This is a genomic window from Desulfosporomusa polytropa, assembly GCF_055380075.1.
Genome location: NZ_AP042400.1, coordinates 3,850,083 through 3,876,943, shown reverse-complemented (window position 1 = coordinate 3,876,943; position 26,861 = coordinate 3,850,083). Strand labels below are relative to the sequence as shown.

The following is a 26,861-nucleotide window of genomic DNA, read 5'->3' as shown; positions in this document are numbered from 1 at the left end:
CTCCTTTGCAATAGTTTATCTTATTGTACCCCGCTTAGCCATTGCTGGCAAAGGACAATGCAGGCGGCAGGTTATAGTAGTGGCAGATAACAGGTAATGACAGGCTGCTATATCGCCGAAGCTCACTAATTGAGCAGCTATCTGGATGCTTTCAATAATTGCCAACTATTCTAGTGAAGAGGTGTTAGATTGACTGTTAATAATGCCTATAAAGCAGGGCTGACTTTGGCCGGTGCTGCAGCCGGTTTTGCTTTGAGCTATCCAATGCAGTATACTTTTTGGGGTGGTTTGATTCATAGCGGCTTTGGGGCTGCCATGGTAGGGGGGGTAGCTGATTGGTATGCGGTAACTGCGCTATTTCGCAAGCCTTTGTCCATTCCTTACCGAACGGCGATTATCCCCAAAAACCGGGACCGCATCTTTAAAGCCATTGTCACTATGGTTGAGGAAGAGATTGTAACCGCAGCAAATATTAAAGAAACACTGGAACAGGCGAAGATAGGCCGACTGGTACTTTGCTATGTCAACAGGCCTGATTCCAGGCAAAAGCTCTTCTCACTAGCAGGTAATGTGGCTAGGGAAGCCGTCTATGCGCTAGATGCGTCCAAGCTGTCGGCGGCACTGGAGTTACTGCTACAAGAGCATCAGGATAAAATAAGGCTGGCACCACTGACTGGGCAAGCCTTAGAATGGTCACTTGACACTGGCTTTGCAGATAAAATTATTGAGCTTGCTATTGGCGAAATAAAACGACTGGCAGACGATCCCTACCTAACCGAGTTGATTGCCGACATATACAGTCAGGCCTTGAACGTTTACGCGGAGAGCAACAATCAACGCAAGCTGGCAGGCTGGCTGCTGGAAAACCTGCTAAGCCTTGATTCCAGGGCTGTAGCTGCCCTAATCCAAATCAAGCTTGTCAGCTTGCTGGAGCAATTGGAGACTGGGAGAGAACAGCCGCTACGCCTGCGCTTACGGGGGTGGCTGGCTGAATTTGCGAGTGATTTGCAGCAGAATTCCGAATTGGCGGCAAGAGCTGAGGCAGTGTTACGCCCCTTGCTGGTAAAACTGGCAGAACATGTGGCTCAGTTGCCGGCATCCCAGCCTGAGCTTACCGTGGTCGGGGTTACCTGGGCAGTGAAACAATTGACAAGGCTTGCGGCGGAAGCTGATGAGCAAAAGACGGCGTGGCTTGATCGTTATTTGGCTGTTGTACTGGCACGCTGGGTCAGCCAAAATCATGGACAGATCGGCCAAATAGTCAATGGTTATTTAGCTGGCTTTAGTAATGATGAGTTGGTAACATATATTGAAGACAAAGTGCTCGATGATTTGCAGATGATACGAATTAATGGCTCAGTTGTTGGTGGACTAGCTGGAATGCTGCTGTTTTTAATCAGTTATGTGGTAGGGGTGAGGTTATGAGGAGCGTCAAACGGCGGGCCAATACCGTACTAGCCGCCGCCGCAGGCTTATTTGTTCTGGCGTTGACGTTCAAATATAATTATCCAGCCAGCAGCATGGCTGCCGCTTTTTTGACAGTGACGGAGGCCAGTCTGGCTGGTGGTGTTGCCGATTGGTTTGCTGTGACTGCATTATTTCGTCGACCGCTTGGTTTCCCTTATCATACAGCGTTGATTCCTCGCAACCGAGAGCGGGTTATTAGTGCACTTTCGAAGGCTGTTGAACAGGACTTCCTTAGTAAAGAGGCCATCAAAGCGCGGCTTAACCAGGTCAACCTATTGGATAAAATAATTTCTTATAGCCAGGGCAATGCAATGCGGCCTGTAGTCAGGGGAATTATTGAAAAAGCAATTGCTGAATTGGCAGAAACGATTGATCCTACAACTGTTGGCAAATTGGGGGAGCGTGTGTTCAAACTTATACTGAAGCGCCAGTCGCTGGTACCCTATGTGGCTGCTGGTATTACCTGGGCTTTGCAGCAGGGAAAAGACCGGGAAGCCTATAGTGCCGTTGTTAATAAAGTAACGGCCATAGTAAACCAACCCCAAATTAGAGAGGCTATTTATCAGTATTTGGAACAAATAAAAGAAAAGACAGCCAACAAGAATTGGCTGTCAGGCTTGATTACCGGGTTTATGGAGATGACAGATGGAATTAACCTGACAGATGCCGCTGATGCGCTGCACCAAGAACTGATCAAAGCAGTGGCTGAGCTTACGAATGAGCAGCATCCGGTGCGTCTTTGGTTTCAAGAGGAGCTTGGCGGAATTGCCGTACGGCTGGAAAATCCGGAATGGAAGACGGCTATTGATAACTGGAAAGATGAGTTATTAAACCGCATTGAAGTTGCTGAACCGCTGGGCGCGTTGGCCGATACCGTGTTAACGGCCTGCACGCAACCGACAGTTTATCGGGAATATGTGGTAGACTGGCTTACTGATCAGGCGGCCAGCTATTGGCAGCAGTTTAAAGAGAACGCGGTCCTAAAAAGCCAGGCTGAGGATTATGTAAAAATGCTGATCATGAAGGTTGTCGAGCAAGAACACACGCTTATTGGTAAAATAGCCAGGCGGGCGCTAAACAAACTTTCTGACGAGGATCTTAACCAGTTTATTGAAGATAAGGCAGGGGAAGATCTCGACTGGATTCGGATTAACGGGGTTATTATCGGAGGTCTGGTGGGGATGGGTCTAGCGATTGTCAGGCTGGTAGCATGATAGTGACTTGCGTAACGCCAGACTTAGCCGGAAAGGGATGACTCGTTGGAAACATTAGTAGCATTTGCTCTGTTCTTTACTTCATTGCTTGTTAGTCTCTATAATGGAGTATCACTATTATATCCGTTGTTTTTTGGGCTAGGCTGCTTTACGTTAGTGTCTTTGCGTAGAGGCTATGCAGTAACTGATTTATTAAGAATGATGGGTAACGGTTCGAAAAAATCATTGATCGTAATTAAAATTTTTGTGCTAATTGGTATAATAACTGCAGTATGGAGAGCCTGCGGTACCATTCCTTTTATTGTATATTATGGAATAGCGTTTATGAGTGCCAAGTACTTTATCCTATCGGCTTTTCTTTTGTCTTGCGTAGTATCCTTCTTGCTGGGAACCTCCTTCGGCACTGTTGGAACAATGGGGGTAGTGCTTATTGTATTGGCGAAAAGCGGCAATGTAGACATAAATACGGCTGCCGGTGCAATCATTGCGGGGGCTTATTTTGGTGATAGATGCTCGCCCATGTCCTCAAGTGCCAATCTCGTAGCTGTCTTGACCAATACCAAGTTGTATATCAATATAACAAACATGACAAAGACCTCGATCATACCATTTGTACTATCTATAGTAGGTTATATTTATTTATCTTATGAGAACCCACTAGCTTTTTACAATAGTCAAATTATCGATGAAATAGTAAATTCGTTCGATATAAGTCTGCTTGTATTGTCACCTGCGGTCCTTATACTGCTGCTTGCTGCTTTTCGGATTGATGTAAAGTTGTCAATGAGTATCAGCATTTTGTCTGGTATAGGTATTGCCCTTTTTGTTCAGCATATACCCTTTTTCCAACTGATCAAATATATAACAATTGGGTACAGCATGGAGAAAAACGGCTTTTTTGCCGAGATAATACAAGGCGGCGGACTCTACTCTATGCTCAACGTTTCGCTGATTGTGTTGATTTCTTCTGCGTACGCCGGTATCTTTCAAGGTACTGGTTTATTGCGGGAAATTGAAGTCTTTTTTGAGAAAATCAGTGCAAAAACCAATGTATATTCTACGATGATACTGTCAAGCATTGCCACTGCCGCTTTTGCCTGCAACCAAACGTTAGCAGTAATGCTTAGTCATCAAATCACGCAACAACTCTATGAAAAAAAGCAGTTAAGTAACTACCGGTTAGCGCTTGATCTGGAAAATACAGTAATTATGGTATCTGCGCTCATTCCATGGAATATTGCAGGCGCTGTCCCAGCAGTTACCTTGTCGGCCGATGCCGGGTTTATAGTCTATGCTTTGTATATTTATTTAGTGCCATTGACTAATTTAGTTATGCAAACAATGATAGATCGAAAAAGCCATTAAAGGATTAGACTCATTTCATTTTAAAGAAAACAACAAGTACAGATGAAATTCTTGTAATACTTATATAGAAAGTGTTGCAGGAGTTTCTTTTATTTTGAAGAAATTTACAAAATGAGTTATTTAGAGGCATTTATATATTTTCTTATCGAAAAAGACAAAAATTTTACTGAAGTCACAGAAGAAAAATGATGCTGCAAAGAATTTGACGATTTTAGGGGGCAGGTTAGCTATGAGTATCAGAACGAAGATGGTGTTGGTTTTTTCGGTTATGTCGGCGATTATTCTGTTGGTGGCTTCGAGTGCAGGATATTTCTTTACAAAAGAACGCATTTCCGAAAATATTGAAAAGCAAATGACTGCCAATATAGACGCACATGTTAATAAACTGGATGGTTGGTTAGTATCGAAAAGAAAAGAGGTTGAACTTACAGCCGGAACGATCCAGGCTGTGGGTAACCGTGAAATTTCAGTTGCACTGTTACAGGGGTATAAGAGTATGGACAGCGAATTGAATGATGTTTATTTTGCTTCTGTAGACGGAAAACTGGTGAGTGGCAGCGGCTGGGTACCGCCGGCAGGTTATGACCCGCGTACACGTAGTTGGTATAAGGATGCTATGAGGGAGAAAAAAACGATTTTTACCACTCCTTATGCAGATGCCCAAACCAAACAAGTGGAAGTGTCGGTTGCGCTTCCCTGTCAGTTAGCCTCTGGGCAAATTCTGGGTGTAGTCAGCGCCGATATCTTACTATCAATGCTGGAAGAAAATATAAAGGAAATTAAGTCGGATGGACAGGGGTATGCTTTTTTAGTTGATAAAACAGGTGTTATTTTAGCTCATTCAGAGTCGGACATGGTATCAAATAATCTGTTTGAACTGGAAAAAACGGAGGGAATTTCTAAAGTAGTAAAGACAATCATGGGGAAAGAGCAAGGAATTAAAAATTACCAGGAAAATGGAAAAGATATGCTAATGGTGTATAAGCAAATACCATCCACGCAGTGGACTTTGTGTATCAATGTCGAACAGGCGATTGCTCTGCAACCGCTGGCATATCTGAAATGGCTGTTTATTGGTATAACAGTAGTATCTATTCTTTTAGTAATAGCGGTGACCTTCGTTGTAGCGCGCCGTATTACAAAACCCTTGGAAGTGTTAACACAACAAGTGGAACTGTTGGCGCAAGGTGATCTTACTGTACAGGCAACGGTTTCAGGAAATGATGAATTTTCGAAGCTGGCGAGTGGATTTAACAAAATGGTGGATGATTTGCGTGGAATGATAGATGATATTCATGGTTCGACGGTAGAAATGCAAGGCAGCTCAAGTAAATTAGTTGACACGGCAGCCCATGTGGCGGCAAATACGCAGGAGATGAGTGCTACTGTTAGTATGATTAGTACCACTTTGGAGCAGATTTCCGCCGGTACGGAGGAAAATGCCAGTTCTGTAGAACAGGTCAATCATAATGTTGATGCCGTTGATAAGATGGCCGGCGAGGTATCAGCTACTGCGAAAGAGGCAGTTAATGCATCAGAGCGTGTAGCCGAAGAAGTGAAACAGGTGAGTGTCCTGATTGCCGATGTTTCGCAAAGCATAAATAAGGTGGCGGCTTTTGCTCAGGAAGTTGCTGTGTCTTGTAAACGATCCATTACGATTACCGAGGAAGCTAAAAAGCGATCTGGTGAGACCAATGATATTATTCGGAAGTTGAATAGTTCATCCAAGCAGATTAACAGTTTTGTCGGGATTATTCGTAACATAGCTGAACAAACCAATATGCTGGCGTTGAATGCAACCATTGAAGCGGCCAGTGCCGGTGAAGCTGGCAAGGGGTTTGCTGTGGTCGCCAGGGAAGTGAAAGAGCTGTCCAAACGGACAACAGAAGAAGCCGGGCATATTGCACGTCAAATCGAAGAAATGCAAAATGATATGAATGAAGCGGTAGTTGTAGTAGGGAAAATCACGGATGTTATTGATGAAACGATGGATATAACGCAGACTATTGCCTCAGCTGTAAGTGAACAATCGCCGCAAGGGGCTTATGACACAGCGATTGTAGCAGCAGAAAAGAACACAGGGACAAGCATAAGCAAAGAAGTGGCTATTATTGCCACGAAAAGTGCGCATGTTGCGCAGAATGCGATGGAAGCGGCGAAAAATGTTGACGAGATGTTCCATACGACTGCTGATATGTATCGGATGGCCGATGATGTGGCAACAAGAACAGAGGAAATGGCTGTGATGATGAATAATATTTCGTATGCCACCCAAGAAATGGCTAGAGCTACTCAAGATATAGCCCAAAGCATACAGGAAACAGATAAGGCGATTGCAGATACCGCACTGAAAGCATCTACTGTGAGTGAGTGTTCCTTTGATGCGGGAAAAATAGCCAATCAACTGAAGGAACTAGTAGATAAATTCAAAGCATAAGAACAATTCTGGTTGTGGTAGGTGATCGGCTTGGAAATAGACAGCAGCCTTCTTGATGAATTCGTCCTTGAAGCAAAGGCGCATATTGCGTCAATTGAGGCAGGCCTTTTGCGTCTGGAAGAGGGAGAAAGTGATGACGAAACTATAAACGGCATCTTTCGTGCCGCTCATAGCATTAAAGGTACTGCTAGTTTTTTTGAACTAAATAAGATTGTAGAGCTAGCTCACGTCATCGAAGATGTATTTGGGAAATTAAGGGAACAACAACTGGAAGTCTGTTCAGACATGGTAGATACGTTACTAGCGGCTACTGATGTGTTGAAGGAACTTATCAATAACCCGGCAAATAGTGGGCATTATGATACAACTGACACTGTTGCCTCTATCAATAGTTTTTTTAATAACTTACAACGACAGCCGGAGCAGTCGTCACCTTGTTCTGGGGAACTCTCAGCTTGGGATTTATGGAACCAGCTCACTGGCAGTGACGAACAAACTGTGGAAGAGCCGGTGTCGGATTCCCAGGCATTGACTAGCTTGCTGCAAGAGCAGCCTGCTGCCAAGGCTGGTGATAACAAAGTTTCTCTTGTTGTACAGCAGCCAGAATCTAGTGGTAAACCCCATGCAGTTATTATCGAAGACAGTGTTCGAGTTAACGTGGGTTTATTGAATGACTTGCTTACCTTAGCCGGAGAAATGGTTTTGAGGCGCAATCAATTGCTAAGAGTTGTTCAAGACACGGGTAAACAGGCTGCGCAGTTGGACGTGGTAGCAAACAGTATTGATGAGTTGACTACTCAGCTGCAAAAAAAGATTATGCAAACCAGAATGCAGCCAATTGCTAATATTTTCAATAAATTCCCGCGAATTGTCCGTGACTTATCGCGCAAAGTCGATAAAGAGGTTGATTTGGTTCTGCAAGGGATGAATGTGGAGCTGGATCGTTCGTTAATTGAGGCACTGGCTGATCCTATGACTCATTTGGTACGTAATGCCCTTGATCACGGCATTGAAGAACCTGAAGTACGAACGATGAATAATAAGCCGGTGACAGGTTCTCTAGTTTTACGAGCCTATCATGAGAATGGGCGGGTGATCATTGAGGTTTGTGATGATGGTGCGGGTATTGATCTCCAAAAAATAAAGACTAAAGCGGTGCAAATGGGGATTGTTGGGGAAAAAAGGATTGATGCTATGGGTCAGGCCGAGGTTCTCAATCTGATTATGTCTCCAGGGTTTTCTACTGCAGCTCAGGTCACAGACCTTTCCGGTCGCGGTGTCGGTATGGATGTGGTAAAGACTAATATCGAAAAATTGGGCGGCAAGATTGATATTTTCTCTGAAATAGGCATAAGTACCACGGTACGCTTGGTTTTGCCGTTAACGCTGGCTATTATTTCTGCTTTGCTTGTGGTGACAGACAGGCAAACTTTCGCTATACCTCAAGCAAATATACGGGAGTTGCTGCTTATTCAACCTGGAGAAACTGATGAAAAACGGGTTGAAATGGTGAATCAACACCTGGTTTTGCATTTACGGGGACGCATAATGCCACTAGTCATACTTGGGGAAATACTTAATACCAATAGCACACCTGAGGCACAACAGGATGTTGATTTTATTCAGAGCAATAAAATCCTGCGTGTTTTAGTAGTTAAATCAGGCAAGTTGGTTTATGGTCTGCTAGTTGATGCTGTTTACGACACGGAAGAAATACTGGTAAAACCTCTCTCGCCAGTGCTTGGCAGTTGTGGTCTTTATTCTGGTATGACGGTTCTAGGTGATGGCAGTATTGCAATGATTCTTGATACAGAAAGTCTGAGGCTTCGTGCAGGAATTGTGCCTGCAGATGATACTTTTTCGCCTATGGATGTTCGGGGCGCAACAACTAGCGACGAAGAAAAACAATCGTTATTACTGTTTACGTGTTCTGGTGGCGAAATGCTCGGGTTAGATTTGGCAATGGTGTCAAGAGTAGAGGCGGTGGACCTATCACGCCTGCAAAAGATCGGTTCAAAATACTATGTTGCCTTTCAAGGGCAAACAACCAGAGTCATCCGGCCGGAGCACTATTTGCCAATTGCGCGGCGTAAGAATAAGCGTACTACGGTTTATATCATTCTGCCCAAATTGGAAAAATACTCTATTGGGATTATTGCCGAAACCATCCATGATACTATTTTTACAAAGGTAGCATTAGACAAAGACGGAGTTTGTGGTAAAGGTATTCTGGGATCGGCACTGATTGATGATACTGTTGTTACATTAGTAAATATGCATGAACTATTTACCGCGGCAGCGCCTGAATATTATAATCATGTAGTTGATTGCCAAAGAATTGGGGAAGGGCATTATTTTGGCAAAACGATCGAGGATAGAAAAAATACGGTATTACTTGTAGAAGACATGCCGTTTTTTTTGAGAGTTGTTAAAAGTTATCTGGAAAGCGCTGGTTATGAGGTCGTTACTGCTGAGAATGGGCGGGAAGCTTTAGAAAAATTACTGCAAATTAAAATAGATGTGGTAGTCAGCGACATAGAAATGCCGCTGATGACTGGAATCGAACTGGTACGCGCCATCCGGGCCGATGAAACCTTGCGGTATTTGCCGGTGATTGCGCTTACTTCACTAACGGGAGACGCCAATAAAGAAAAAGGGCTGAGGGCAGGGTTTGACAAGTATGAGTATAAACTTGACCGGATACGACTGCTTGATAGTATTCATGTTGTCTTGCAGAATCAGGCGTAAGCCCAACAGAAGGTGGAGATAAGATGGCTCGTATTCTTATTGTAGATGACTCTTTTGTGGCACGGATGTGTTTGTCTAACATTATGATAGCGCTCGGGCATATTGTTGTTGGTGAGGCTGTTGATGGAAAACAAGCTTTCGATGAGTATGCCAGGTTGAAGCCGGATATAGTGACAATGGATTTGAACATGGATGGCAGTGATGGCGTGCAAGCTATGTCGGCAATTCTTGCTGAATTTCCCGAGGCTCGTATCGTTATAGTCAGTGCAAGGCAGGAGAATAAGATTATTTTCGATGCCTTGGAACGAGGTGCCAGGCATTTTATTATGAAGCCGGTTTCGCCAGAAAAGGTTATAGTGGTATTGAATAATGTTCTCCAGCAGACATTTGACAAGCAAAAGCACTTAGAGTTTATAAGCCGTCTAAAAAAGACCTATGATAGCGATAATAGTTTACTGGCAGCAAACAAACACCGGTCAGCGCGGGTGCTTATTGTGGATGATTCGGCTGTGGCCCGCAAGATTCTGCGGGAAATTATCACAGAATTAGGGCATGTAGTAGTTGGCGAGGCTGCCAATGGAGCCCAGGCATTTGTAGAATATGCCAAACTGCACCCGGATTTGGTAACCATGGATTTGACAATGGAAGGTCTAGGTGGGGCTGAGGCTATCTCTAAAATCGTTGCTGTTGATTCTCAGGCCCGGATTGTAGTAATAAGTTCCATGGAAGTGCGCCTGGGTATTATTGATGCCTTAGAGCGAGGTGCTAGACATTTTATTCTTAAACCTATTCGCAAAGATAAGGTAGCTATCGTGTTGAACAATGTTCTCCAGCAGGAATTTAATCTGCAAAAACATATAGAATGTTTACGGAAGATGAAAGAGCGCGAGAATTCGTTAGTTTTAGTAGATGCTGCAAAAAAAGTGATACCGCCTTATGCTATTAGCATTTCAGATAAAAACTTGCTGCATGTATTCATAAATCAAAGTATTACATTGACTGGTTGTCAGACTTTATTTTTGGAATTGGAAGAGCATTTGAATAGTACGCCACGGGTGCTGCTTGACTTTGGAACAATGTCGAGCCTGGAAGAACAACTGTTAATAAAGATTAATGAATTGGTTGAGGCAATCGAAAATAATTCCGGTATGGTTAAGGCTATTTCCAATGATAAAAGGTTTGTTGATACAATTGTCGCAACACAAATAGAAAATAAGGCTAATGCATTAGCAGATATATTGAGATTTTTTGAGCATTGAAATAGGAGGGAATATGCCGATAATTTTAATTGTAGATGATAGTCCGGTAGAAATTAAAATAATTCGCAGCTTTCTTGGTGATGAATATGAAATATTGGAGGCAACCAGTGGTGAGCGTGCGCTTGAATTAGCTAATGAAAAAAAAACGGATTTAATTCTGTTGGATATAATTATGCCGGGAATAGATGGCTTCTCTGTTTGTAAGGTGCTTAAAGCAGAGCTTGCGACTGCGGATATTCCTGTGATTTTCATTACTGCTGTATCTGATTCGCAAAGTGTAGTTAAAGGATTTGAGGCAGGTGGCCAGGATTATATTACAAAACCCTTTTATTCTCCTGAATTATGCGCGCGAATAAAGGTGCATTTAGATCTGAAAAAATCTAAGGAGACTTTGCTGAAATATGCTAAAGAATTAGAAGCGAAGAATGAGAAATTGAATGAACTGTTGGCAAAAATTGAGACAACTGCGATGACTGATTTTTTAACAGGCTTAGCAAACCGCTGGTGTATGACCAAACGGATCAAAGCGGAAGTAGCCCGCTTAAAACGAAACCAAGGTAAGGGAACACTCATTTTGGGTGATATTGATAATTTCAAGAAGATAAACGATACTTATGGACATGACTGTGGTGATTTGGTGCTCAAAGATGTTGCCAATATGATGAACTCAGTTTTGCGGGAAGAGGATGTCCTAGCACGTTGGGGTGGAGAAGAATTTTTGCTGATGTTGCCTGATGTTGATCTAACAGGGGGCAAGGCAGCGGCCGAAAAAATACGAAGAGTTATCGAAACCGCCGTTTTTCGCTATGAAGAAAAGAGGTTTTCGGTGACAATAACGTTAGGCGTGGCCGAGTTAGATCAAAATTTGGGGGTTGATGCAAGTATTAAAAACGCAGATGAAGCCCTATATAGTGGTAAGAATATGTCTAAAAACTGTGTTGTTCTTTATCAGAAGCAGTAATGTGAATAGGCACCAGGCTCAAATTGAGCCTGGTGCCTATTCTGTATCACAGTCTTTGCGAGGCTTCAGCTGCCAGCGGCGATCGTTCGCATTCGTCGTGGTTTAAAGTCACTTGGAAACAGAGGCTGCTGCCCTTCATTTTTTCTGCCGCATAGACCAGGCCGTTGGTGCGGCTGTCGAGGAAGGGATGGTCGATTTGCTCAGGGTCGCCGAGGAGGATAATTTTGGTGCCCAGGCCAGGACGGGTAATGACCCCTTTGGCCTGGCGGGGTGTGGAGTTTTGCATTTCGTCAAGGATAATCCAGTATTTTTGCAGGGAGCGTCCCCGTTGATAAGCCAGGGCTTCGGTTTGTATAAGGCGTTTGTCAAACAGCATTTGTACGGTATCTTCGGCTTGCTCGATTTCCTTCGGCTCAGTCAGATTGTGACTGGACATAAGAGTAAATAAGTTATCACGAATGGCGCGCATGTAGGGATCAATTTTATCCTGCTCGGAGCCAGGGAGGTAGCCAAGGTCTTCGTCCATTGGCACATTAGGGCGGCAGATTAATAAGTGGTGGTAGGCACGGGGGCGGCAGTCAAGCTGGTTGTATAGACCGACAGCCAGCGAGTAGAAGGTTTTAGCTGTTCCGGCAGGACCTTTAATAATGACAAGTGGCGCTTCTTCCGCGCTCAGCATCAGGCATTCTTGCATGAATACCTGACCGACATTGCGCGGTGAAACGCCAAAAGGATTGCGATTTCGGTATTGTAGCTGCACGACTTTTTGACCGTCAAAACGCCCGAGGGCAGTATGGCGGTCATTGTCGGTAGAACGGATTAACAAGAATTGATTGGTTACAAGATCGGTAGGAACTATACTATGGCTGGCCTCATCAAAAACTCGAAGCATGTCAGGGTCCAGAATATTGCCGTCATCTTGATGAAATTTGTCAATAATGTCTGATGCGGTATATACTATCGCGCGGCCAGTATATTGCTCGTCGACACTGGCGACTTTTTCGTTACGGAAGTCTTCAGCCTGAATGCCTAAAATAGCAGCTTTTACCCGCATGTTGGTATCCCTGCTGACTAAGATGGTGTGCAGACTGTCTTCAGACAGACCTTTGCATACTTGCAAAATCCGGTTGTCAGGCTTACGTTTATCCCAGTGCAGCGGCATAGGAGTATCAAGGTGATTGGCTTCAATGCGCATTAGGCCGCCTTGGTCAGTTAGTGCAACGCCTGTCAAAAGATTGCCCTGGGCCCGGAAATTGTCAATCATCCGGCTAACCAAACGGCTATTGCTGCCGCGCTCGCTAGTTTCGGATTTGAATCGGTCAAGCTCTTCGAGTACTACCTCAGGAATGATTACTGTGTGTTCGTTAAAAGCAGTCATCGCATAGGGAGAGTGTAACAATACATTGGTGTCTAACACATAATACTTAATCAAAAAGCAATCCCCCTTCTTATCTACACATAACAGAGTAAAAAGTGGCAAATGGTTAGGTGTACTGCCTATATATTAAATTGTACGGGCGGCAGGGTAAGAGTATGTTAGCATTTTGTTAAATCTGGATTAAATTCTAAAACAGGCTTTGCACCACCTACCGCCTGGCGGCATATATTACAGAAGCTTACTGTATTGTATGAGCATTAGGCAGGAAATGTAACCTTAACGGATGAGGTGGCTGGAGAGCATGAAACACATCGGATTAATTGGTGTAGGCCGAATGGGCAGAGTATTGGCAGGAAAACTAGCTGGTCATGTGGAGCTTACAATTTTTGATCGTGAGGATAGCCGGCTGCAGGCGGTGGCAGAGGAACTGGGTGTGGCGGCGGCTGCCAGTCTGGAAGAACTGGCTGAACTGGGAATTATTATTCTGGCAGTGCCTGACCGGGAGGTCCTAAGTTTGATTAAGGATTTTAACCAGCTGCACCAGCCAGTTAGGATTATTAATGTTGCCACAAATGTAGCTCAGCATGTGTTGGAGTCAGCAGCCGCCAAACAGGTTATTTGTATTGGGGCTAAATTTGTTGCTCAGGCCAGTGAAATGGCATTAGGTGCCGAGCCGGTTATTATCGTGAATGAACGGCCTGCCGAACTGGCCCTGCTGGTACAGGATATTTTTGCGCCAGTAGGCAAAATTATGATTGGCAATGCGGATGTTGTAACCTATATCAATACGCAAGCGGCTGAAAAGGCATTGACGGCAGCTGTACTGATTGAAGAAGCCTTGCGCTGCCAGCCTTATGCTAATGCAGATATAATAAAAAGTGCTATCAGACAGGTAGCTTCCGGGGTACTGAAGGCCTATGCCGACGACGATTTGGGGCCGTTTGCTCGCGAAATTGTCAGGGCAATCAGGGCCAAACTGCGAATGCCCAGTGGAGGCTAGCAGCATATATTCCAAAAAAAAACACAAAATATCATAAAAAAAGTGTTGTACCATTACTAGCCTTTGGATTATAAAATTAAATAAGATAATTTAAAATTGATGCTAAATTCAAGCAAATATAAAAACGGAGGTATAGTAATGAATAAACTTAACAGTCAGCTTCACCCTGTGGCTGCGTTGCCAGAACGGGTTATTCAGTTTGGTGAAGGTAATTTTTTGCGGGCCTTTGCCGATTGGATGCTGCATCAGATGAATAAGCAGGGTATGTTTAATGGCCGGGCCGTGCTAGTACAGCCTATTGCCGAGGGTTTGAGTCGGCAAATTAATGAACAGGACGGTTTGTATACTCTGTTTTTGCGCGGCTTGAAAAATGGTCAGCCTTATGAGGAGCAGGAAGTTATTAGCTCGGTTAGCCGTTGCCTTAATCCTTATGGCGAGTGGCAGGAATGTATTCGCTGTGCTGAGAATCCGGCTATTGAGTTTGTTATCAGCAACACCACCGAGGCCGGAATCGCCTTTGATCCGACTGATAAACTAGATAATGAACCACCAGTATCTTTTCCAGGGAAGTTAACGGCGTATCTCTATCACCGTTTTAATCATTTTGAGGGTGAGGCCGCCAAAGGCATGGTTATTGTGCCCTGTGAACTTATTGACCGCAACGGTGACAACCTAAAGAAGGTAGTTTTACAGTTGGCTGAACTTTGGAAACTGCCTACTGTGTTTATAGAGTGGATTGAGCAGCATAACTATTTTCTGAACACCTTAGTGGATCGGGTTGTGACTGGCTATCCCCGCGACGAAGTCAAAGAGTTGGAGGCAAAGCTAGGTTATCAGGATGCTATCTTAGATACTGGCGAATTGTTCCATCTGTGGGTTATTGAAGGCCCGGAGCATTTGGCAGAGCGCTTGCCATTTGCGCAAGCTGGTCTTAATGTAATCTGGACAAAGGATATGGCGCCTTATCGGACTCGCAAGGTGCGGATTTTAAATGGCGCTCATACCTCCTCGGTACCGGCAGCGTTCTTGTATGGGCTTGATACTGTTGGTGAGATGATGGACCATGAGATTATGGGTAAGTATGTCCAGCAGATTGTCTTTGATGAAATTATTCCGTCCATCAGCCTGGATAAAGCGATGCTTACTGACTTTGCCGATAACGTAATGGACAGGTTCAGGAATCCCTTTATCAAGCACTATCTTTTGAGCATTCTCTTAAATTCTTCTTCTAAGTTTAAAGCCAGAGTATTGCCATCTATTTTGGAATATCAGAATAAACATGATAAATTACCGGAGAAACTTACCTTCTCCCTGGCGGCTTTGATTGCCGTATATAAAGACGGTAAAATTGACGGAACCAGTATGCAGGTTCGCCGGGAACATGGCGAATTTGTCATGAAAGATGATGTGGCAGTATTGTCTTTCTTTGCTCAGGTATGGAGTGCGTTTGACGGTTCTCAGGCAGCTGCTACTCAGGTTGCCAGCAAGGTGCTGGCCAATAGTGATATCTGGGGTCAAGATCTCAATCAGGTAGCTGGTCTGACTGATAAGATTGGCAGTTACCTTTATAGCATTGCAGTTAACGGCATGCAGGCTACTGTACGGAATTTGGTTTACTAGAGGAGGGGACAGGCTTGTCGCAGTTAAAAATTCATGAAAAAGATAATGTTGCTGTTGTCCTGGAGCCTGCTCAGGGCTCTGAAGCCGGACGTGGTCACAAAGTGGCGTTGACCGATATTCGTGCTGGCGAGCATATCATCAAATATGGCTTCCCCATTGGACATGCCATCGTTGACATTAAGGCTGGCGAGTGGGTGCATACCCATAACATCAAAACCAATTTAGGTGATATTTTAGACTACCAGTATCAGCCAGCGGTAGTTGCTGACAGCGTTTCGTGCGAATGCCCTGTTTTTCAGGGCTATCGTCGTGCCGACGGGCGGGTGGGCGTGCGTAACGAGGTCTGGGTTATTCCGACAGTAAGCTGTGTTAATCAAAATATCAGGCTGATTGCTGAGCAGGCAGCAGCTCTGTGCAAAGACGTGCCCAATGTTGATGGTATCTTTGCCATTACTCATCCCTATGGTTGTTCCCAACTGGGAGACGACCATAAGACTACCCAGCAGATGTTGGCTGACCTGGTATGCCACGCCAATGCCGGGGCCGTGCTGGTGGTTGGCTTAGGCTGTGAAAATAACTACATTGCTGAGTTTAAAAAGGTATTAGGTGAGTATGACCCGACGCGGGTGAAGTTTTTGGTAGCGCAAGAGGTTGAGGATGAAATTAGTGCCGGTGTAGAGCTGATTGAGGAGCTTGTCAGCTATGCTTCAACTTTTAAACGCGAGGATTGTCCGGTATCAGAGCTGGTTGTAGGCCTCAAATGCGGTGGGTCAGACGGGTTCTCCGGTATTACAGCTAATCCACTTGTCGGTGCTTTTTCTGATAGGTTGCTAGCTTGCGGGGGGAGTACCGTACTGACCGAAGTGCCGGAAATGTTTGGTGCAGAAACTATTTTAATGAACAGAGCCGTTGATCGTGTAGTTTTTGATAAAACAGTAAACCTGATTAATGATTTTAAAGACTATTTTGTTAGCCATAAGCAGCCGATTTACGAAAATCCTTCACCAGGCAACAAGGCGGGCGGTATTAGCACCTTGGAAGAAAAATCACTGGGATGCACCCAAAAGGGTGGTACTGGCCAAGTGACTGATGTGATTGGTTATGCCGGGCGTGTCTGTAAAAAGGGTCTGACTCTTTTAAGCTCGCCGGGAAATGATATGGTAGCCGCTACGGCGCTGGCAGCAGCCGGATGTCAAATCATCCTGTTTACGACTGGGCGGGGGACGCCGCTGGGAACCGTTGTACCCACTATTAAAGTGGCCACTAACAGTGAACTGTTTAGCCGCAAAGCCAATTGGATGGATTTTGACGCCGGGAGGCTCCTGACAGGTACGCCTATGAAACAGCTGACTGATGAATTTTTGCAGCATATTATTGCGGTTGCTGCAGGTCAGCCAACCAAGGCCGAGCATATGGGCTTCAGGGAAATAGCCATATTCAAAAATGGTGTAACGTTATAAGCGGATAAGTACCAAAAAAAACACAAAATAATCTAAAAAAACTATTATACTAAATATTTCGAAAGAACTGTAAAATGGACATGAAAGCATTTTGCAGTATTACTTATTATTTTAGGAGGTATGACGTGGAGACACTCAAAAAAATTGCCATGGCTATAGATACGTTATTTGAAAGTATCGCACTCATCGGCCTTGCAAGCATGATTCTTATTGTTACCACGCAGGTTATGACCCGTAAGCTTTTCAATTTTGTGTTTTTCTGGTCAGAAGAGGTAACGCTTTTGCTCTTGGTTTGGTTTGCCTTTATGGGCATGGCAATTGGTTTTAGGGAAGATTTGCATATGGGGGTTGACTCCTTCACTGAGTTTTTGCCGGCCAAAGTAAATCTTGTCCTGGATAAAATTATTGGTTTGTCTATTTTTGGCTTTGGTGTGTATCTGATTTATTACGGCTGGGACTTTACCGTAATGATGCACGAATCCACCCTGGCAGCCACTAAGTTGCCTAATAGTGCTCTATATTTTGTTATGCCGGTGACTGGTGTTATGACCTGTGCTTACGCTGCCTTGCAGGTAGCTGGTTTTGATACCAAACGTCATAAAGGCAATGAAGTCGAAATGGGCGGCAGCGCTTTCGGAGGTGAGGAATAGTGGACCAGCAAATAGTAGCAGTTACACTTTTATGTTGTGCATTTATCGGCTTTATGGTCTTACGATTCCCCGTAGCCTTAGTTCTAGCCTTCTCCACCATGGCTACCATGATTTATATGGATATACCACTTGCAGTTCTGGGTCAGCAAATGATTCAGGGTGTCAGCAGTTTTTCGCTGTTAGCTATTCCGTTCTTTATCCTTACCGGACAAATCATGGGTGAGGGCGGCCTGGCGCTAAGAATGGTTAACTTTGCCTATTTGCTTGTCGGTCGTATTCGCGGTGGCCTGGCGCTGGTTAACTGCGTAGCCTGTATGTTCTTCGGCAACATCTCTGGTTCTGCAGTAGCTGATGCTTCTTCCATCGGTTCGGTTATGATTCCGATGATGAAGAAAAAAGGCTATGATGCCGACTACTCAGTAGGTCTAACTATCTCTTCGGCAATCCAAGGAGTAGTTGTCCCACCAAGTCATAATTTGGTGCTATACTCCATTGTTGCCGGCGGCATCTCAATTAAGAGTTTGTTCCTGGCTGGTATTACTCCTGGCTTCATTCTGCTTTTCACACTTATGACAGTGGCCTATATTATGGCCCGCAAACGCGGCTATCAAAAAGGTGATCCTGTTCCTAAAGAAAAAGTTCCTGGAATTTTGCTTCATGGTCTGTTATCCTTATCACCAGCGTTCGTCATCCTTGGCGGCATTATTTCCGGTCTGTTTACCGCCACAGAATCAGGTGCTTTGGCTGCGTTGTACGCGTTTATTTTGGCGTTTTGTTTTTACCGTGAAGCACCGTTGTCGGCCATGATTCCGGTGTTGAAACGAACCTTCCGCATCGTTCTCATGGTATATTTCCTGATTGCCGCTTCGGCTGCATTTGGCTGGCTGCTTGCCTACCTTAAGATACCCCTGCTTGTTACCGACTTCTTTATGAGCGTTTCGGACAGCCCGATTGTCATTATGATGCTTATCAACATTCTATTGCTCCTCTTAGGCGGACCGATGGATATGGCTCCGATGATTCTCATTATGACGCCGATTTTATTGCCTGTGGCTACTGCCATGGGTATTGACCCAGTACATTTTGGGTTAATACTGATCTTCAACGCTGGTATGGGACTCTTAACACCGCCGGTTGGTACAGTACTATTTGTTGGTTGCGCCATTGGCGGCGTAACGCTCTCTCAAGGCACTAAGGCCATGATGCCGTTCTTTTATGCCATGATTATTGTATTGCTCCTGATTACGTATGTTCCGCAAATTACGATGTGGCTGCCCAACCTGGTTAAATAGTAAGGTCTCTTTGTTTTCGGGGATTCATCCCAACATTATTTAAGGGGGATATTAATAATGAACACCAAAAAACTAATTGCTGGTGCCCTGTCCCTAATGCTGGCCGGTTCGCTTATGGCTGGCTGCGGCGGATCCAAAGAAGGGGACAAGAAAGCGGCTGAAGGCGCCAAGTACACCTTCCGCCTGGCAGAAACTCATCCTGCCGATTATCCGACTACCATGGGGGACAAAAAGTTTGCCGAACTCGTTAACGAACGTACCAAAGGCCGTATTAAAATTGAAGTATTCCCATCCTCGCAGCTTGGCGAAGAAAAAGCTGTTATTGAGCAAATTCAGCTTGGTGCCATCGAGTTTACCCGTGTAAGCTCTTCACCTCTGGCTGAATTCAACAAAGCCTTTGGCGTATTCTCACTGCCATATATCTTTGATAATGAAGCTCATATGTGGAAATTCCTGAATAGCGAAGCTGGTACCAAAATTCTTGATGGTTTGGAAAAATCCAAAATGAAGGGTCTTGCTTACTACAGCTCCGGTTCCCGTAACTTCTATACCAAAAATCCTGTAACTAAAGTAGAAGATCTGAAAGGCATGAAAATCCGCGTTCAACAGAACAAAATCAACATGGATTTGATTAGCTCCCTGGGTGCCAGTGCTACTCCGATGCCTTACGGTGAAGTATACAGCGGCCTGCAGACTGGTGTAATTGACGGCGCTGAAAATAACTCCCCGAGCTACCTGACTGCCAACCATTATCAAGCTGTTAAAAATTTCATTCTTGACAGCCACCAACGTGTACCAGAAGTACTCTTAATCAGCAAAGTAACCTGGGATAAACTGTCTGATGAAGACCGTAAGATTATTAAACAAGCTGCTATTGATTCTGTGGCAACCCAACGTGAGCTATGGGATAAATTTGACAAAGAAGCCATGGAAAAATTGAAAGCCAATGGCGTAGTTGTAACCGAGGTAAAAGATGTTAAACCTTGGCAAGACGCTGTTAAACCTGTTATTGACAAACATGGTGCAGACTACAAAGAACAATTGGATGCTATCGCTCAAGCTCGTTAATTAACAATCAGTCTACCAGAGGGAGATGCCGTAAGGCAGCTCCCTCTTTAACATTTTCGGCAGGATATAAAAATTTTATCGCGAATAATTATTAATTATGATAAAATCACTTCTTAAATTAATTAGTGAAACCATTTGGCTGAAAGACCAATTACTGACAGCCAAACTATTTACCTTCTCAGCTGTAATAGTCATCATTCCCATGATTGTCGTCGGCGTGATTTCGTACTATCGCTCTTCTACCATTGTCGAGAGCGAGGCCAGGAATTATAGCTGGCAAATTAATGAGCAGGTAAAAACGCAAATTGAATACTACTTGCGCGATGCTGAGATAAATTCACTTAAGATACTCAATGATCACGATATGATCACTTTTTTAAAAGCGGGCGAAGTAGAGAAGGCTGCAGGGAAAAAATTGGTGGAGGCCGTACGGGAATTGCTGGAAAATACCGCCTACTCCCGTCCCGATATTTCAAGTGTGGCTGTAGTCCTCGATGGTTTTGAGGTTATTGACAGCTTGGGCTACCGGGGACCGTATCCTGCCAGCGAGCTTGAGAAAGAATACTGGTATGCGTCCGTCCCGGCGAATGGCAACTCTATGCTTGTAAGTCGGATGAGTAAACTGCCGGACAAGCAAGAACCAGTCATTACTATTGCCAGACGAATTTATAGCCCATACACGCTAGAACCGATCGGCATGCTGCTTATTGATGTCAACTTTCGCCGCCTCCAGGACATTGCCGATAAGGTTAATGCTTTTGGTAAAAGCTCGTTTTATATCTTAGATGCTGAAGGCCATTATGTATACCATCCGGATAATTCCCGGATTGGGCGACGGTCAGATATTCTTAATCTGGAGAGTATTCTTTCATTGCAGGACAATTCGTTTATATCGGAACAGGATCAGGTGGTTATTTTAAACCACTCCTCTTCCTTGGGTTGGCGATTTGTTACTGCCATTCCCAGAGAAGAACTATTTAAAGGAACAACCCACATCGGTTCTACGATCTTTTGGACAGTAGTGCTTACTTTGCTTATTGCTTATGTGCTGGGAGTTAGTTTTGCCAGTACCCTCATCCGGCCCATACGCCGTTTGCAACGGTTTATGAAAAATGTGCAGGTGGGCGATTTTTCCCGCCGTGTGCCGGTAGAATCAAGTGATGAAATTGGTCAGCTCACCAATGGATTTAACCAGATGGTAGAAAAGTTGTCCGAACTTATGGAAGAGGTCTATTTCTCCAAACTGCGGGAGACGGAAATGACGTTAGGTCAAAAAGAGATGGAACTGAAAGTGCTCCAGTCGCAGATTAACCCCCATTTTCTTTGCAATTCGCTGGAAACCATCCGGGGTATGGCACTAGAACAGAATATGGGTGATATTGCGGCCATGTCAGCTTCGCTGGGTACTTTGCTGCGCTACAATCTAAAAACTGTTTCACCAACAGTCACCTTGCGGGAAGAAGTCAATTTTTGCACTGTTTACCTAAAAATTCAGCAGTATCGGTTTGACAAAAACGTGAAATACTGTTTTGATATCCCTCAATGGGCTTTGAATGCGATGATTGTTAAGTTTTCCCTGCAGCCGCTGGTGGAGAACTGTTTTGTTCATAGCGTAGGCGCTGGCCCAGAACCAACCCGTATTACAATATCGGCTTATCAGGCCAAGGATAACCTGATTATCAAGGTAGCCGATACTGGGGTAGGGATGGCAGAGTGTGTCTTGGAGCAGATTAAACAGAAGCTTAGCAGTAAAGATATAGCTGACGGCGGTACTCAGATTGGTATTGTTAATGTTCACCGCCGCATTATTAACCTTTTTGGTTCTGAGTATGGCGTGACTGTGGACAGTATTCCCGGCGGAGGAACAACGGTGCTTGTCGAGTTGCCGCTCATACAGAAGAAAGAGGGTGGCGATCAACATGAACAATATACTTATTGTAGATGATGAAAAGTGGGTGCGGTCAGCGCTTAAATGGACGGTGGAACAGACGGGCCTCCCCGTAAAAGTGGTTGCTGAATGCAGTAATGGGTTAGAGGCCCTTGACCGCCTAAAGGAGCAGCAGGTTGATTTAGTGCTTGCTGACATTACTATGCCGATAATGACCGGACTGACCTTCTTAGAGCAGCTCCGGCAAGCTGGAAATGAACAAGCTGTGATTTTTATTACTGTGAATGAAGATTTTTGCTGCATTCAGAAGGCGCTGCGGGCTGGAGCCTATGATTATCTTTTGAAACCAGTGGAGACAGAGCAATTGACTGCTTGTCTTACCAAATGGCTAAATCACCAACAAAAAGCCCTCAAGTCACCGAAAGCCGACGAGCCCATCATACCACTAGCTCAGCTGTCACCGGTAGAACAAGTAATAAAATATATTGAGTCACTGCCGCCAGGTCAGGTAACGCTTGCTGAAGCAGCTAAGCATGTGCATATGAATCCGAGTTACCTGAGTCAGTTATTCAAACAGCAAATTGGTACCAATTTCATCGATTATGTGACTAAGATTAGGCTTACAGAGGCAAAACGGCTGCTGACAGCCACGACACTCAGAATTTCGGAAATTGCTGAACGTTTGGGGTATGCAGACTTAGCTTATTTCACCAATATATTCAAAAAAAGCTGCCAGGTAACACCTTCGGAGTATCGCAAAACACACACGCGTCATTAGGGGATATGATATGAACGAAACTTTTCGGGCCTTACGACATCGCAACTATCGATTATTTTACTTTGGACATGGTATGTCGCTCATTGGCACCTGGATGCAACGAACAGCAACCGTTTGGTTGGTATATCGGTTGACCCAGTCGCCAGAGGTATTAGGCAATGTTGATTTTTCCGGCCAAATTGCCGGAGTTGTGCTCATTCCGCTTGCCGGGGTATTTTTAGACCGCTGGAACAGATATCGGGTGATCCTTTGGACGCAGCTATTAAGCATGGTGCAGGCACTCGCGCTGGCGGCGCTGGTATTTAGTGATACAATTGCGGTTTGGCATATTGTTGTACTTAACATACTATTAGGGATAATTAATTCGTTTGATATGCCAGCCCGGCAGGCGTTTGTTTCACAAATTATTGAAGACAAGGCGGATTTGCCGAACGCTATTGCGTTAAATTCTGCGCTGTTTAATGGGGCGCGGATTATTGGGCCTTCGGTGGCAGGACTGGCGATTGCCGTCTTTGGCGAAGGGTTGTGTTATTTGTTTAATGGGCTAAGTTATGTTGCCATCCTCTGGGCATTATTGGCCATAAAGCTGACCAGGCCGCAGACGCCTGCGGCAGATTCGGGAAATATCCTAGAGGGCTTGAAGGAAGGATGTGTTTATACTTATAAGTCACTGCCGATTCGGATGGTATTGTTGCTATTAGTGTTGGTAAGCTTAGTGGGTTTCCCCATTTTACCGCTGTTGCCGCTGTTTGCCGGACAAGTGCTCCAGGGTGGCTCAGATACGCTAGGATGGTTAATGGCGGCCTTTGGTTTAGGAGCGCTTATGGGGACCATTTTTTTAGCTTCCCGGAAAAGTGTAGTAGGCATTGGAAACGTGATTACCGTAACCTCGATTGTTTTTGCAATGGGGCTAATCGCGTTTTCACTGTCAACTACATTATGGCTCTCGCTGGGTATTGCTGTTATTATGGGTTTTGGCATAATTGCCCAGCTGGCCTCAACTAATACAATTGTGCAAACACTGGTCGATGAGGATAAGCGCGGGCGGGTTATGAGCCTGTATGTCGTATCCTTTGGTGGCGTTTCTCCCATTGGCAGTTTGCTTGCTGGTCATTTGGCCGGTCTGATTGGGACGACGGCTACCTTTAGCATTGCCGGTGTATTGATACTGGTTGGTGCGGGAATTTTTGCGTGGCACCTACCGGCCTGGCGGTCGGAAACAAAGGCGGTACTTGGTAAAAAGAGGTTGACTCAGGATGCGTAAAGGTTGAAAATCGTAACCCCTGCCGATCATAGGCTAAAACCTATATCGTGCGGGGGTTATTTTGGTACTGGCGGGATATGTATCAGTAGCAATTGAGGAAATGTATGCATATTATGTTGTAAAGAAGGGTGAAAGGAGGGGCTTGCATGGCTAATAGAAAGCGTCCTTATTGGGAAGAACCTGAGATTGACGATTGGGATGATGACGAGGAGGATTGGGAAGAAGAATCGAAGGAGAGAAAAGATAGGCAGCTGTTACCTTTTATTGCTGGGTTGGGGTTAGGAATAGGTTTTGGCTGTTATCCCCGGCGATACTGCTATCCTCGTCGATACTGTTATCCCCGTCAGTATTGTTATCCTCGTCAATACTGCTATCCGCGTCAGGGATGTTACCCACGTCCGTGTTTCCCGCTATAATCGACCAATATAGATGATTTGGCTTCCCAAGCGGAGGCCATTTTTTCCTACGGGACTTTGAAAAATTATCAGGCAGGATTTTGCCAGATTATTGTTGAAAAAATACTCATTACATAGTTGTGAGGTTATTATGATTTGTATAGACGGTTTAGTAAAAAAATATGGGGAACGAGTTGCCGTAAATAATTTAAGTCTGACAATTGAGCAAGGAGAAACGTTTGGGTTGCTTGGCCCCAATGGGGCGGGAAAAACTACAACTATCCGAATTTTGACCATGCTTACTCGTCCAACGGCTGGCAGTGTCACCATTCATGGGTATCGCCTGTCGCAGGAAGAGCTAGCCGTTAAATCGGTTATTGGTGTTGTGCCGCAGCATTTTAATCTTGATGTCGATTTAACAGCCAGAGAAAATCTTAATCTGCACGGGCGGCTGCATCATATGGCACGAGGTGAGCGGGAGCAACGGGTGGAAGAACTGCTGGATTATGTTGAACTGCAAGAGCGGGGCAATGACATGGTAAATACTTTTTCCGGCGGCATGAAGCGGCGGTTGATGATTGCAAGGGCATTATTGCATCGGCCCAAGGTACTTTTCTTGGATGAACCTACTGTTGGGCTGGACCCGCAGGTTAGGCGACGACTCTGGGATTTGATTCGCCATTTAAATGCCGAGGGGTTAACGGTGTTATTAACTACTCACTATATTGAAGAGGCGGAAAGTCTTTGTAAACGAGTGGCTATAATGGAAAAAGGCAAGCTGATTGCACTTAACAGTCCGGCGGCGTTATGTGAAAGACTGGGCAGTTATGTTGTTGAATGGAGCGAAAGCGAAGGTACGCAATACCGTTTTTTTGCCAATCGGGCGGAGGCTGCCGCATTCGCTGGTACGCTGGCAGGTAATGCTACATTACGGTATACTAACTTGGAAGATGTATTTGTGGAATTAACTGGCCGCAGGGTGAGCGGCTAAAGAAGCTGGTCAATTGCTTAATAGTAGCCCTACAGAACTGACTGCGAAACGTAACGCTCATGTCCGGCTTTAGCCAAAAAGACTAAGAATGGTTTTAATGGTTTTTGTGCAAAATACACTTGACTGCTGGTGGCGTATATTGTATAATCGAAAACAAGTTAAATAGCTTCTGCACGATGAACAGGAAGTTGATTGCTGTAAGCTTCAGAGAACTGGCGGTTGGTGCGAGCCGGTGTGAGTAGCAATGAATTCCACCTGGGAGTGGCTGATGATGAATCTGACGGGTCCGCCCGGTATAGCGGCAAAAGTTGGCTGAAAAGCAACATGGGTGGCAACGCGGGAGAATGCTCTCGTCCCTGGAGAGGGATGAGGGTTTTTTTGTATATCTTTGACGTTGCCGTGTTCATTGTTGACAGCTTGAAACTGGGTGGCACCGTGGGATTTCTGTCCCGCCCCAATACCTAACTATTGAGGCGGGATTTTTACTTTACTATTATGAGGTGATTTTGTGAACAAGAGTGTTAAACGAGCCTATAATTTTAATGCCGGACCGGCAGCGTTGCCGCTGGCAGTTCTTAAACAGGCTCAAGCAGAACTGCTTGACTTTAATGACACCGGTATGTCCATCATGGAACACAGTCATCGTGGTAATGCGTATGACGTTGTCCATAATCAGGCTATTGAGCTCTTAAAGGAATTGTTGGCGATACCGGAGGGGTATGAGGTCTTATTCCTGCAAGGTGGCGCTAGTCTCCAATTTACTATGGTTCCGATGAACTTTTTGCCTGCTGGCAAGAAAGCAGGCTATGTAATGACCGGGGTCTGGTCAGAGAAAGCCTACGCTGAGGCTGAAAAACTGGGTGAGGTATTTGTAGCCGCTACCGCTAAAGAAGGCAATTATCGCGGGATACCGGCGCTCAAGGAAATTAACTATGATGCTGATACGGCTTATCTACATATGACCTCCAACAACACTATTTTTGGTACCGAATATCATGCATTTCCCGATACAGGTGCCGTGCCTTTGATTGCCGATATGTCTAGTGATATTTTGTCCTGTCCGATTGATGTAAGCAAATTTGCGCTTATTTATGCTGGTGCTCAGAAAAACCTGGGTCCTTCAGGCGTGACGGTTGTTATTATTCGGCGTGATTTCTTAGAACAGGCCAAGAAAAACTTGCCAACGATGCTTCAATATGCTACTTTTGCAAAAAACAACTCTTTATATAATACGCCGCCAACCTTTGGCATTTATATGATGAAGCTTATGCTGGAGTGGGTGAAAGCTGAGGGCGGTTTGCCTGGTATCTACAAGCGTAATCAGGAAAAAGCAGCCTTAATCTATGATGCTATTGACGATAGCAAGGGCTTTTATGTGGGGCATGCTCAGCAGGATTCCCGTTCGTTAATGAACATCACTTTCCGGCTAGCTGACGAGAAGTTAGAGAAGAAGTTTTTGGAACAGGCAAAGCAAGCTGGTTTTGTAGGACTTAATGGTCATCGCTTAGTTGGCGGATGTCGGGCTTCCACGTACAATGCTGTAACCTCCGAGTCCTGCCAAGCGTTGCACGACTATATGCTTGCCTTTCAAAAGGAAAATACCTAAACTGTAAAACATAGAGGAGG

The 26,861-nt window shown here is 44.8% G+C and carries 21 protein-coding genes; 20 read left to right on the top strand and 1 reads right to left on the bottom strand.

Translation table 11 applies throughout. The annotated features are described in order from the left end of the window. Window positions 1-189: 189 nt before the first annotated feature. The 7 genes from ACZ449_RS19745 (at window position 190) to ACZ449_RS19715 (ending at window position 11,451) form a co-directional block, all read left to right on the top strand. Complete coding sequence (locus ACZ449_RS19745; RefSeq protein ID WP_464257769.1) at window positions 190-1,425, top strand: DUF445 domain-containing protein; 1,236 nt, start codon at window positions 190-192, stop codon at window positions 1,423-1,425. Beyond that, window positions 1,422-2,681, top strand: a complete 1,260-nt coding sequence (locus ACZ449_RS19740; RefSeq protein WP_464257768.1) for a DUF445 domain-containing protein — start codon at window positions 1,422-1,424, stop codon at window positions 2,679-2,681. Before ACZ449_RS19745 ends, ACZ449_RS19740 begins: the two co-directional genes overlap by 4 nt. Before the next feature lie 45 nt (window positions 2,682-2,726). Then, on the top strand, window positions 2,727-4,046 hold the full coding sequence (locus ACZ449_RS19735; protein WP_464257767.1) for a Na+/H+ antiporter NhaC family protein: 1,320 nt from the start codon (window positions 2,727-2,729) through the stop codon (window positions 4,044-4,046). A gap of 229 nt (window positions 4,047-4,275) precedes the next feature. Next, complete coding sequence (locus ACZ449_RS19730) at window positions 4,276-6,483, top strand: methyl-accepting chemotaxis protein (protein WP_464257766.1); 2,208 nt, start codon at window positions 4,276-4,278, stop codon at window positions 6,481-6,483. A gap of 30 nt (window positions 6,484-6,513) precedes the next feature. Next, window positions 6,514-9,231 (top strand): hybrid sensor histidine kinase/response regulator, encoded by a 2,718-nt coding sequence (locus ACZ449_RS19725; RefSeq protein ID WP_464257765.1) that lies wholly within the window; start codon window positions 6,514-6,516, stop codon window positions 9,229-9,231. Window positions 9,232-9,254: 23 nt separating this feature from the next. After that, window positions 9,255-10,490 (top strand): response regulator, encoded by a 1,236-nt coding sequence (locus ACZ449_RS19720; protein WP_464257764.1) that lies wholly within the window; start codon window positions 9,255-9,257, stop codon window positions 10,488-10,490. Between the two features lie 13 nt (window positions 10,491-10,503). Continuing rightward, window positions 10,504-11,451, top strand: coding sequence for a diguanylate cyclase (locus ACZ449_RS19715; RefSeq protein ID WP_464257763.1), 948 nt, complete (start codon window positions 10,504-10,506; stop codon window positions 11,449-11,451). Window positions 11,452-11,497: 46 nt separating this feature from the next. Here ACZ449_RS19715 and ACZ449_RS19710 read toward each other — a convergent pair whose 3' ends face one another. Beyond that, the gene (locus ACZ449_RS19710) at window positions 11,498-12,883 is read right to left on the bottom strand and encodes a PhoH family protein (RefSeq protein ID WP_464257762.1); all 1,386 of its coding nucleotides are present in this window, start codon (window positions 12,881-12,883) and stop codon (window positions 11,498-11,500) included. Between the two features lie 247 nt (window positions 12,884-13,130). On the opposite strand from ACZ449_RS19710, the gene ACZ449_RS19705 reads away from it, so the two are divergent. The 13 genes from ACZ449_RS19705 to serC all read left to right on the top strand — a co-directional run bounded on the left by ACZ449_RS19705 (window position 13,131) and on the right by serC (window position 26,841). Further along, window positions 13,131-13,829, top strand: a complete 699-nt coding sequence (locus ACZ449_RS19705; RefSeq protein ID WP_464257761.1) for an NAD(P)-binding domain-containing protein — start codon at window positions 13,131-13,133, stop codon at window positions 13,827-13,829. Window positions 13,830-13,967: 138 nt separating this feature from the next. Next, window positions 13,968-15,449 (top strand): tagaturonate reductase, encoded by a 1,482-nt coding sequence (locus ACZ449_RS19700; protein ID WP_464257760.1) that lies wholly within the window; start codon window positions 13,968-13,970, stop codon window positions 15,447-15,449. 14 nt (window positions 15,450-15,463) lie between these two features. Beyond that, the gene (locus ACZ449_RS19695; protein ID WP_464257759.1) at window positions 15,464-16,909 is read left to right on the top strand and encodes a UxaA family hydrolase; all 1,446 of its coding nucleotides are present in this window, start codon (window positions 15,464-15,466) and stop codon (window positions 16,907-16,909) included. A gap of 125 nt (window positions 16,910-17,034) precedes the next feature. After that, window positions 17,035-17,559 carry a TRAP transporter small permease gene (locus ACZ449_RS19690; protein ID WP_464257758.1) on the top strand — a complete coding sequence of 175 codons (525 nt, stop codon included), beginning with the start codon at window positions 17,035-17,037 and terminating at the stop codon, window positions 17,557-17,559. Continuing rightward, the gene (locus tag ACZ449_RS19685) at window positions 17,559-18,851 is read left to right on the top strand and encodes a TRAP transporter large permease (protein ID WP_464257757.1); all 1,293 of its coding nucleotides are present in this window, start codon (window positions 17,559-17,561) and stop codon (window positions 18,849-18,851) included. Before ACZ449_RS19690 ends, ACZ449_RS19685 begins: the two co-directional genes overlap by 1 nt. A gap of 57 nt (window positions 18,852-18,908) precedes the next feature. Continuing rightward, window positions 18,909-19,919 (top strand): TRAP transporter substrate-binding protein, encoded by a 1,011-nt coding sequence (locus ACZ449_RS19680; RefSeq protein ID WP_464257756.1) that lies wholly within the window; start codon window positions 18,909-18,911, stop codon window positions 19,917-19,919. A 97-nt stretch (window positions 19,920-20,016) separates the two neighbouring features. Beyond that, complete coding sequence (locus tag ACZ449_RS19675) at window positions 20,017-21,864, top strand: sensor histidine kinase (protein ID WP_464257755.1); 1,848 nt, start codon at window positions 20,017-20,019, stop codon at window positions 21,862-21,864. Then, window positions 21,839-22,585 (top strand): response regulator transcription factor, encoded by a 747-nt coding sequence (locus ACZ449_RS19670; protein ID WP_464257754.1) that lies wholly within the window; start codon window positions 21,839-21,841, stop codon window positions 22,583-22,585. Before ACZ449_RS19675 ends, ACZ449_RS19670 begins: the two co-directional genes overlap by 26 nt. Window positions 22,586-22,595: 10 nt before the next feature. Then, complete coding sequence (locus ACZ449_RS19665; RefSeq protein ID WP_464257753.1) at window positions 22,596-23,849, top strand: MFS transporter; 1,254 nt, start codon at window positions 22,596-22,598, stop codon at window positions 23,847-23,849. Between the two features lie 146 nt (window positions 23,850-23,995). After that, window positions 23,996-24,265: a hypothetical protein gene (locus tag ACZ449_RS19660; protein ID WP_464257752.1), complete on the top strand. Its 270-nt coding sequence runs from the start codon at window positions 23,996-23,998 to the stop codon at window positions 24,263-24,265. A gap of 130 nt (window positions 24,266-24,395) precedes the next feature. Beyond that, window positions 24,396-25,235, top strand: a complete 840-nt coding sequence (locus ACZ449_RS19655) for an ABC transporter ATP-binding protein (RefSeq protein ID WP_464257751.1) — start codon at window positions 24,396-24,398, stop codon at window positions 25,233-25,235. A gap of 234 nt (window positions 25,236-25,469) precedes the next feature. Beyond that, the gene (locus ACZ449_RS19650) at window positions 25,470-25,700 is read left to right on the top strand and encodes a hypothetical protein (RefSeq protein WP_464257750.1); all 231 of its coding nucleotides are present in this window, start codon (window positions 25,470-25,472) and stop codon (window positions 25,698-25,700) included. 43 nt (window positions 25,701-25,743) lie between these two features. After that, the gene (serC, locus tag ACZ449_RS19645; RefSeq protein WP_464257749.1) at window positions 25,744-26,841 is read left to right on the top strand and encodes a 3-phosphoserine/phosphohydroxythreonine transaminase; all 1,098 of its coding nucleotides are present in this window, start codon (window positions 25,744-25,746) and stop codon (window positions 26,839-26,841) included. The last annotated feature ends 20 nt before the right edge of the window (window positions 26,842-26,861 follow it).

Bases quoted from the DNA above. Each gene is read 5' to 3' on its own strand.
- ACZ449_RS19675 (WP_464257755.1), top strand. From the start codon at position 20,017: ATGATAAAATCACTTCTTAAATTAATTAGTGAAACCATTTGGCTGAAA.
- ACZ449_RS19715 (WP_464257763.1), top strand. From the start codon at position 10,504: ATGCCGATAATTTTAATTGTAGATGATAGTCCGGTAGAAATTAAAATA.
- ACZ449_RS19700 (WP_464257760.1), top strand. From the start codon at position 13,968: ATGAATAAACTTAACAGTCAGCTTCACCCTGTGGCTGCGTTGCCAGAA.
- ACZ449_RS19680 (WP_464257756.1), top strand. From the start codon at position 18,909: ATGAACACCAAAAAACTAATTGCTGGTGCCCTGTCCCTAATGCTGGCC.
- ACZ449_RS19740 (WP_464257768.1), top strand. From the start codon at position 1,422: ATGAGGAGCGTCAAACGGCGGGCCAATACCGTACTAGCCGCCGCCGCA.
- ACZ449_RS19705 (WP_464257761.1), top strand. From the start codon at position 13,131: ATGAAACACATCGGATTAATTGGTGTAGGCCGAATGGGCAGAGTATTG.
- ACZ449_RS19655 (WP_464257751.1), top strand. From the start codon at position 24,396: ATGATTTGTATAGACGGTTTAGTAAAAAAATATGGGGAACGAGTTGCC.
- ACZ449_RS19665 (WP_464257753.1), top strand. From the start codon at position 22,596: ATGAACGAAACTTTTCGGGCCTTACGACATCGCAACTATCGATTATTT.
- ACZ449_RS19730 (WP_464257766.1), top strand. From the start codon at position 4,276: ATGAGTATCAGAACGAAGATGGTGTTGGTTTTTTCGGTTATGTCGGCG.
- ACZ449_RS19720 (WP_464257764.1), top strand. From the start codon at position 9,255: ATGGCTCGTATTCTTATTGTAGATGACTCTTTTGTGGCACGGATGTGT.
- ACZ449_RS19660 (WP_464257752.1), top strand. From the start codon at position 23,996: ATGGCTAATAGAAAGCGTCCTTATTGGGAAGAACCTGAGATTGACGAT.
- ACZ449_RS19670 (WP_464257754.1), top strand. From the start codon at position 21,839: ATGAACAATATACTTATTGTAGATGATGAAAAGTGGGTGCGGTCAGCG.